This window comes from Rhodococcus sp. 05-2256-B1, assembly GCF_002258465.1.
Taxonomy (GTDB): Bacteria; Actinomycetota; Actinomycetes; order Mycobacteriales; family Mycobacteriaceae; genus Rhodococcoides; species Rhodococcoides fascians.
In genome coordinates this window covers 161,389-169,487 of the sequence record NZ_NOZA01000038.1, presented here as the reverse complement: position 1 = coordinate 169,487, position 8,099 = coordinate 161,389, and the positions used below count along the sequence as shown (strand labels likewise).

8 protein-coding genes are annotated in these 8,099 nt (G+C 66.3%); all 8 read right to left on the bottom strand.

Annotation, left to right across the window (positions count from 1 at the left end):
* On the bottom strand, positions 1 to 644 hold a 644-nt coding region (locus CH285_RS25185; protein WP_256984247.1), incomplete at its 3' end, for a TerD family protein.
* A gap of 114 nt (positions 645 to 758) precedes the next feature.
* Positions 759 to 986, bottom strand: a complete 228-nt coding sequence (locus tag CH285_RS25180) for a helix-turn-helix domain-containing protein (RefSeq protein WP_027495068.1) — start codon at positions 984 to 986, stop codon at positions 759 to 761.
* Positions 986 to 1,564, bottom strand: coding sequence for a hypothetical protein (locus tag CH285_RS25175; protein ID WP_237606142.1), 579 nt, complete (start codon positions 1,562 to 1,564; stop codon positions 986 to 988). Before CH285_RS25175 ends, CH285_RS25180 begins: the two co-directional genes overlap by 1 nt.
* Positions 1,565 to 1,670: 106 nt before the next feature.
* On the bottom strand, positions 1,671 to 2,405 hold the full coding sequence (locus CH285_RS25170) for an ESX secretion-associated protein EspG (protein WP_094644120.1): 735 nt from the start codon (positions 2,403 to 2,405) through the stop codon (positions 1,671 to 1,673).
* 2 nt (positions 2,406 to 2,407) lie between these two features.
* Entirely contained in the window at positions 2,408 to 3,778 is a 1,371-nt protein-coding gene (locus CH285_RS25165; RefSeq protein WP_094644119.1) for a PPE domain-containing protein, read from the bottom strand.
* Positions 3,779 to 3,817: 39 nt separating this feature from the next.
* Positions 3,818 to 4,621 (bottom strand): HAD family hydrolase, encoded by an 804-nt coding sequence (locus CH285_RS25160; RefSeq protein ID WP_176458583.1) that lies wholly within the window; start codon positions 4,619 to 4,621, stop codon positions 3,818 to 3,820.
* On the bottom strand, positions 4,618 to 6,951 hold the full coding sequence (locus CH285_RS25155) for a phosphoribosyltransferase (protein WP_094644118.1): 2,334 nt from the start codon (positions 6,949 to 6,951) through the stop codon (positions 4,618 to 4,620). Before CH285_RS25155 ends, CH285_RS25160 begins: the two co-directional genes overlap by 4 nt.
* Positions 6,948 to 8,096 (bottom strand): HpcH/HpaI aldolase/citrate lyase family protein, encoded by a 1,149-nt coding sequence (locus CH285_RS25150; protein ID WP_032407975.1) that lies wholly within the window; start codon positions 8,094 to 8,096, stop codon positions 6,948 to 6,950. Before CH285_RS25150 ends, CH285_RS25155 begins: the two co-directional genes overlap by 4 nt.
* Between the last annotated feature and the right edge of the window lie 3 nt (positions 8,097 to 8,099).

Here is an 8,099-nt window from a genome sequence, read left to right as displayed (position 1 = left end):
GCGGGCGGGGGGGGGGCGAGGCGGCCGGGCGGCGCGGCGGGGGGCGGGGGGGGGGGGGGGGCGGGGCGGGGCGGGGCGCGTTGGGCGGGGGGGGGGGGGGTGCGGGCGCGGGGGGGGGGGGGTGCAGGGGGCGGGGTGGGTGCCGGAGCCGGCGCGTCGTCCACGGAGACACCGTGATCGGTCACCAACGCAGCGAAACCGCCCGCGTATCCCTGCCCCACGGCGCGCACTTTCCAGCTCCCCTGGCGGCGGTAGATCTCCAGCGCGATGACGATGGATTCGGAGCTGAGACCTTCGATCGTGTACTCGTACAACACATTTCCCGCTGTGTCACTGACTCGCGCGACCGGGGGTGCCGATCGGCCGAAGTTGCTCGATGCGTCGTCGAGGGTGATGACCGCACGGATCTGCTCGATGTCGGACGGAACTGCGCCGAGCGAGACGGCGAGCCGCGCCGGCCCGCCCTGCCCTGGTTCGAGGCGAACACCGGGACCGGTCGGCTGATTGAAGAACACGAAATCGGCGTCCGTGCGCACCTTTCCGGCGTCGGTGACCAGAAGTGCAGACAGATCGGCCGGCACTGCCAGGGCGATGGACACGACGACGTCGCCGACGGTGAGGGGGCCGTTCTGACCCTTGGACAACGGTTGACCGGCCGGAGCAGACAATGTGGTGGACTCTCTCTCGAAGTGCTGGTTACCGTCATCCAATGTACTTGGTCGATTTGTCCGACTGATGTGACCGCGAAGGCTTGTCGGTCAGATCTGGCGGAGGGTGAACAGGTCGCCAGGGGTGCAGCCGAGCACCCGGCACACGGCGGTCAAGGTGGAGAATCGGATGGCCTTGGCGCGGTCGTTCTTGAGTACCGACAGATTCACGACGCTGACCCCCGCCAGACGCGACAGCTCGGCGAGCGTCATGCCGCGGGCTTCGAGGATCTCGCCGAGATGACACACGACGAGATGGTCGACGAACTCCTCGGCCATCAGACCAGACCATCGGCATCGCGAGCGAGCTTGGTGCCCTGGGCGATGGTGGCGTAGACGAATTGCAGGAATGTGGACACGAAGATTGCGATCCAGAGACCGGTGGCCGGTCGAGCGGTGTCCACGGTCCCGCTCAGCTCGAGCGCACCGACGACGCTGTTGGTGCCCAGCATGTTCATGAACCCAGTGATGATGGGGTAGGCGAGAATGCACGCGCCGATCACTACGACGTCGGTGCGTGCGGCGTTGGTGAAGGGATTCCCGGCGATGACGCGATCGCAGAAGCGGTAGAAGAACAGCAGGCCCACCAGGATGATCACCAGTCCGACGGCGAGGGATCCGTAGCGCATCACGTCGATGAAGCCCAGCAGTCTTACGATTTCGGCTTTCGGGACGCTCAGCTCGACCGAGTTCCCCGGTTGCAACTGGCCTCCGAACAACTCCACCGGCGGGGTGTTCCACTCGGGTTCGACCGTGGCAAGGACGTAGTCCGAGGAGTGGTATTTCCACATCTTCCAGCCGGTCCAGCCCACGGCCAGTGCTCCGTAGAACACCATCGCCCACTTGTTGGTCCTCATGGAACCCAGTCCGTATGCCATCCCGCCCGCCTCCATATCGATAGTCGATAACAACGAATATCGATAACCTATCGAAAATCGATACGGTGTCAAGGGGTGGGCTGTGTCATCGGCGTAAGGCCGACTCCAACTGTCGCCCGATTTCGGCGACGAATCGGGTGGAATCGGCGGGCACGACGTCGATCGACGCGTGGGAACGAACGAGGTAGCGGCCGTCCCCGTCGAAGTCCATCCAGAAGAACGAGACGGCATCGGTATCGCGGCGGTGGTCGTAGGTGGCGCCGCGCGCGACGATCACCTCGCCGACTGCCGATCGCGGTCGGGCGAAAAACGCCTCGAATTTCTCGTCCGCAGTCGCGTTTCGAGTGGCCGTGGACAGGATTGCTCCGCTCGATGTGGTTGCAGTGCAGGGATGTTCGAGGGTCGCGGCCGCACGGCGTCCGGCCTGCACGGTCGGCACGGACTCGGCGATCCGTACGGGGGCAGATGCCGGGGTCACCGTGTCGATCGTGACCGAACAGTCCGGCCCGGGTCGTTGGGTGAGGACGACCGCGAGATCGTGGGTCACCGCTGCATGAACGCGCACCGGGCTCTGCCCGAGAGCGTGTGTATCGCTTCGGCATTCGATGCGCACAGCGGGGTCGATCACCACTCCGATGGCTGCCTCGAGCCGCTCGTCCACCAGCGCGTCGATCCTCGCCGACGCTTCGCGCCGCAGCTGTCGGAGCTGACCCTCGGTATCGACGTCGACGGTGACGGCGAGAGGGTAGGGCAGCCGATCCCGTCCGAATCGACTGCAGAGCATCGCGAAATCCATGCCGCGCACGGTCCACTGCGTCACCGTCAGCCGCCGAGCACAGGGGGTGCGACGAGTGGCAGGTCGCCGATCAGTTCGCTGCCGTTGCCGACGTCGATCAAGTAGCCGGGGGTGGTGTGTTCTCCGTCGTTGTCGCCGGTGCCACGACCTCCTGCCGCGCCCATACCGCCCGCTCCGGGCATACCGTGAGCCCCTGCTCGACCGGCCGCCGCCGCACTCGCGCCGCCCGGGCCGCCGCTGGAACCGCCGGAACCGATCGGAGACCCGAGAACAGAGCCGCCGAAACCTGCACCGGAACCCACACCGCCACCGGATCCGTTGTAGCCCGAGCCGCCGTAGTTGGAGCCGCCGTAGCCCGAGCCGCCGTAGCCGGCACCCGGGGAGCCTGTCCCCGAGGAACCGCCGCCTCCCACGTTGCTTCCGAGTCCCCCGGGAGCATTTCCGGGGCCACCGGCTGCGGCGGCCCGGGTTTCCCCGGACCGATCTGCAGGCGGCAGCGGTCCGGATGGACTCGAACCCGGTTGCCCGGGGCCCGATGGTCCAGGCGTCGCGGTGCCGGCATCGGTCTGCTGCGCAGCCGACTGCGCTGCGGGATCGACGGCTCCTGCCGAGCCTGCGCCCCCACCGGACGTCGCACCGCCGCTCCCACTGGCGGCCGGGAAACTGCCTGCCGGGAAACCGCCTGCCCAGCCGCCGGTGGAACCACCGCCTCCGCCGTCGACGGGATTGTGCGCCGTCGGCAGCACCGGAACGTTGGTGTCGGACAGCACCACGCCCGGTACGTACACCGATCGCATGATCCGGCGCGCTTCGTTCTGCTGCTCCTCCTGCACTGCCGCCGCCGTTTTGGTAGCGAACGGAACGGGGAGCAGGGAACCGATCAGGGTGCTGGCCTCGGACGCGACCACCGGCGGCATTCTCGACTTGGTCTGCTCGAATCCCGCGTGTGCTTCGAGCAGCTTGTTCCCGATCAGGCTCATCGACGTGGCCAGCGCGGACGCCGACGAGACGTAATCGCCTACGCCGCCGCGCACGGCGTCGGACATCGGCCCGGACCAGCCCGACGCCATGGCCGCCTCGATTCCCGTTCGGAAGCCGTCGGATCCGGAGCCGGCGGCGGCCGAGAGGTCGTTCCAGTTCTTCGACGAAGTCGCAATGGGACCGATGGCCAACGACCCGACCATGCCCGCGATGTCCTCGTGTGACATCACCTCGAACGGTTCGGTGATCGTCACTTCGTTGGGTTCGTAGTCACCGCGGTAGTCGAATGCCCCGTTCGCTTTCTCGAACGCCTCCCCGAGCATGGTGCCGACGAGCTCGGGCCCCACCGGGGTCACGAATATGTTGGTGACTATCCCGTCGATCGTCGCTTCGAGTTCCTCGTACGGATTCGCCATGCCCACCCCTTGCCACGCGCCTGTCCCCCCGACGAACTGTTAGACGCGGTGCGCAGTGGTTCGGTTCCGCAGCCACTCGAGAATTTCCTCGCTGGCCCGTACGCCGGAGGAATCGGTGACGGTCAACCCGGGGCGGGTGAACCCCAGCAGTTCGAGCTCGCCGTGACGCGGCCTAACTGCCTCGTCGGCGGCCATGAGCATCTCGGCGTCGAGTGCGCCGTCACCGGCAGCGAACACGCCGGCCTCGGCATCCAGGGAACCGTCCTGAACCAGCCTGGCACGGACCTCGGCCACGGCGGAGCTCTTGCACACCGCGTTGGGCATCGTGTAGATCTTGCGACCCTGCTGGGAGACGTTCCAGTCGCGTGCCGCGCACCACTGCGACCAGTCCGAGACGAAGTCCGGCGGGACGGCGGTGACGTCGACGACGAGGTAGCAGAACAGGCCGTCGGCCTCGCGGTATTTGAGCACCCAGTCTTCGGAGACCCTCGATCTCAACTCTGCGCCGATGCCGGCCAGGTCCAGATCGAAGCCCTTGCGCCAGGCCGTATCCGGCTCACCGTCGACGAGAATGTTGCCACCGTTGCTGGTGATGGCGTACCGCCACGGGGCACCCGGCAAGTCGATGCGCTGGAACTGTTCGATGGTCCGCGTCGTCGTCGGAACCACGGGGACGCTCTCGCTCAACCCGCGGAGCAGCGACATCGACCGAGTGCTCATGTACGACAACGGTTTGCCCTCGTACACCTCCACGCACTCGAACGTCTCGTTTAGGGGCACACCGAGCGCGCCTTCGGAGAAGATCATAGTGCGATCGAGGTCGACGGCGACGAGGGCGCTCACGAGGCATCCTCGGTGGAGACGTTCTTGATCAGACCCATGCACGAGTAGGCGAGGTCGGGTACCACGTCGACCGGTACTCCCCTGGCTTCGGCGAGCATCCGAATATGTTGGTGCTCCGGAGCATTCGCGTCGCGCACCAACACGCGCCACGGTACTCGGCGTAGCAGCACCCGCGTGGTCTCGCCGACACCGGGCTTGACGAAGTTGACGTGCGAGATGCCGTACTCCTGGCGGACCTTCTCCACCGATGCCCATCCCGACCAGGTGGGAGTCCTGTCGGACGCGAGCACCGACGACACCGTCTCCGCGACCTCGTCACGCACGTCGTCGAATCGAGCCGTCACCGCGTCGAGTAGATGCCGCGACACGTCGTCGGGTGCGAGATCCGCATAGTACTTCGCGCCGTGGTAGTCTCCGGGACGAATCAGGCTGTCGTTGAGCACTGTTCGCGAAACGAGGCCCGAGACGGTCGAATTCAGGCAGGCCGAGGCGATGAGGAAGTCGTCTCGGGTCCCGTAGGTGCGAGCGCAGTGTCCGGGATCGGCGAGCACGGCCAGATCGTCGTCGAAGTCCGCCCCAGGGAAGTCGCTTAGTGCCGCTGTGAGTTCGCGTGCAATGGCACCTTTGCCGGTCCAGCCGTCCACGAACACCACCGAGCGTGAATCGTGGTGCTCGGCGAGGTAGCGCAGAGCGACGCTGTCGATACCCCGATCACGCACGATCGAGACGGCGTAATGCGGTATCTCGATGCCGTGGGCGGCGAAAGCCCAGCGCCGCATCAGAATTCCCACCGGAGTACCGGCCCGCGCCAGTGATGCGAGCACGATGTCGTGTCCGCGCTCGGCGAGCACCACCTCGGTGACGGTTCCGACGGCGACCGCGAGCCGCGCCGCACTCTCGTGCAGTACCTTCTCGAACAGTTCGCGATACGCGAGATCGGGTTGGAATTCGACCGGCAGCGATTCGGCATAGTGCGCCGTGCCGGCCTGAATCGCCTTCTCGCGCTCTGCCGTTGCCGCTTCCAGCGAGATCCCTGACAGGTCTTTGAGTAGCCAGGTCACCTCGTCCGGCGCGTACGAGCCGAACTCGGGCCCACGCAGCGGACGGGCGCGTCTGGCGATCTCGAGCGCCTGCGGATCGGCACCGGTCACGACCACGACCAGCACGTCGGTGCCCGCCGCTGCGAGTGTCTCCGCCGCGGCGGTGAGTGCGTCGGTATCCGCGGGGGTATCGGCGACGAACACCAGGGTCGAGCCGGCCGGCGCGTCGGCGTTGTAGAGGTAGCGCAGAGAGGATTCGTCCTCGGGCGCTGCGAATTCGAAGCCCCGGCGCAGTGGGTAGCCCGCCACGTCGAGTACGTAGGCGGGCGAGCGGGTGGTCGTCTGGAACAGGGCGCTGTGTCCGCGTCGTTGCAGCGCTGCCGCCAGGCGTAACGGCAGGTACATCAGCTCCTCGTGCCCGACGACCACGACGGCACCCGAGTCGGGGAGCGACGCGTCGACGGTGGCCGCGACTGCTTCGATCGCGTCGTCGAACCCGGCTGCATCAGACCTGAGGAAGCCGTGGCGGCCGCCGTCGGGTAGAGCTGCGGGCCAGTGCGCGTCGATGCGGCGTACCGAACCGGGTTGTGCAGCAATCGGATTGAACGTCGGATCGGGAAGGTTCAGAACCGTCTCCACGAGCCCGGGTGTCAGCTCGACCGATCCCTGAGCGAGGCTGACGTTGTCGATCACGACGCCCAGTTCGGCGGCCGTTGCTGCGGTCGCGTCGAGATGCTCGGCGCTGCGCATGTCCACCAGGGATGCGATGACGTAGTGGGAACGCGCAGCCGTGGAATGGATCTGGCGGAGCGCATCGAGCGCGGTGGCTCCGGTCGAGATCTCGTCGTCGACGAGAACGAGGGGTAGTTCGCCGCCGAGCAGGTCCGCCGAGGTCGGCATCAGCAGATGGTCGGTGGCGTGCGAGTGCCCTTCCTCGAACTCTCCGTGCACCGTCATGCCCGGTACCGTGCGGCGGGTCGAGTGCACATAGCAACGCGCATCGAGGGCGGTTGCCACCGTGTGACCCAATCCCGTTGCCGTCTCCGCGAATCCGAGAACATCGACGTCGGAGCCGTCGACCGCCGCGGCGACCAGGCCGGCCAATTCATCGCCGGCACCGATGACGACGTCCGGATCCACGGGTATGTGTTTGCCGAGCACAGTGGACACCAACAGATGTGCCCGTCGGGGATTACGGCGTAGGCCGGGACGCACCAGTTGTCGTGCCGTCCACGACGACGAGGAGCCGGTGTCGGTCAGGACGATGCCGTCGGCCGGGTTGTCGGTCATCGCTGAGCCAACGCCGTCAGTAGGTCCACGAACGTGATCCCTTCGTTGGTGACCCCGAATGCCCGGGCGCGGACCATCGTCTGTTTCGCCCAATTGCGATGTGGTCCCAGCTCGTTCATCTTGTTTCGGTAGCCGGAGGCCTGCGCGCCGCCCTGATCGGAGGCCAGAATGTCGAGGGCGTCGTGGTATTCCTCGTGCGTCACTGCGGACAATGCGTGCACGGCAGGAACGTGGGATGGATGGATGACCGTCTTGCCCTGGATACCGTTGGCGCGGTCGAGGGCGACCTCGCGCAGCAGTGCGTCCAAGTCGCTGCTGACCAGTTGCTGCCGGAAGCGCACGGCCTCCTGGTCGGCGAACGGCGTCTGGCGCAGCAATGGCCGGAACATGCGTTCGTGGTCTGCGAAGTACTCCCACACCGGCCCGGTGATGACGAATCCCGATCCGTCGTTGCGGCCCAGATGATTGACGATCGCGCTGATCACGTCGGCTACGACGCGGACGTCGTAGATCGTCAGGTCACGGTCGCGGCGAATGCCGAAGGTGCCGCACATGTCGGTGGCTCCGATGCGGACGGCCAGCACGATGTCTCGGTATTTTCCCAGTAGTTCCCGGATGGCAACGAGTTCGGTGTCGCGTGTTTCGCGGTGGACCACCTCGGCCGACTCGAGAACCGGCATCGCCAACAAGCGGGTGTCGTGCGCGGTGGATGCGGCGAGAATCTCGTCGAGGTACTCGGCTCCGGTTGCCGAGGTGAACTTCGGTACGACGAAACCGGCAAGTCCAGCGGCCCCAGGAGCCAGACCGGCGCAGACCGTCCGAATCTGTTGGGCCGTGCGGGCTCGGACGAACACCAGTGCATTCGAACCCGAGAGTTCGTTCAGAGTTCGGATGGTGTTCTCCACCGCGTACTGCAGATCATGATCTGCGACTGCATCTTCGAGATCGATCACGATCGATCGAACGCCCTCGTCGGTGCGCTTGTGCACCGTCGCGGTCAGGTCCGCACGGGTCGCGGGAATGTACAGCGTCGCACCGAGTGCTGTTGCTACGACGTTGTTTCCGTCGCTGACCGCGATGTCCTCCGGTTGCAGGAAGAACATGCGTTCGCGGGTGTCGGCGTCGAGATGGCGAAAGTGTTGCACCAT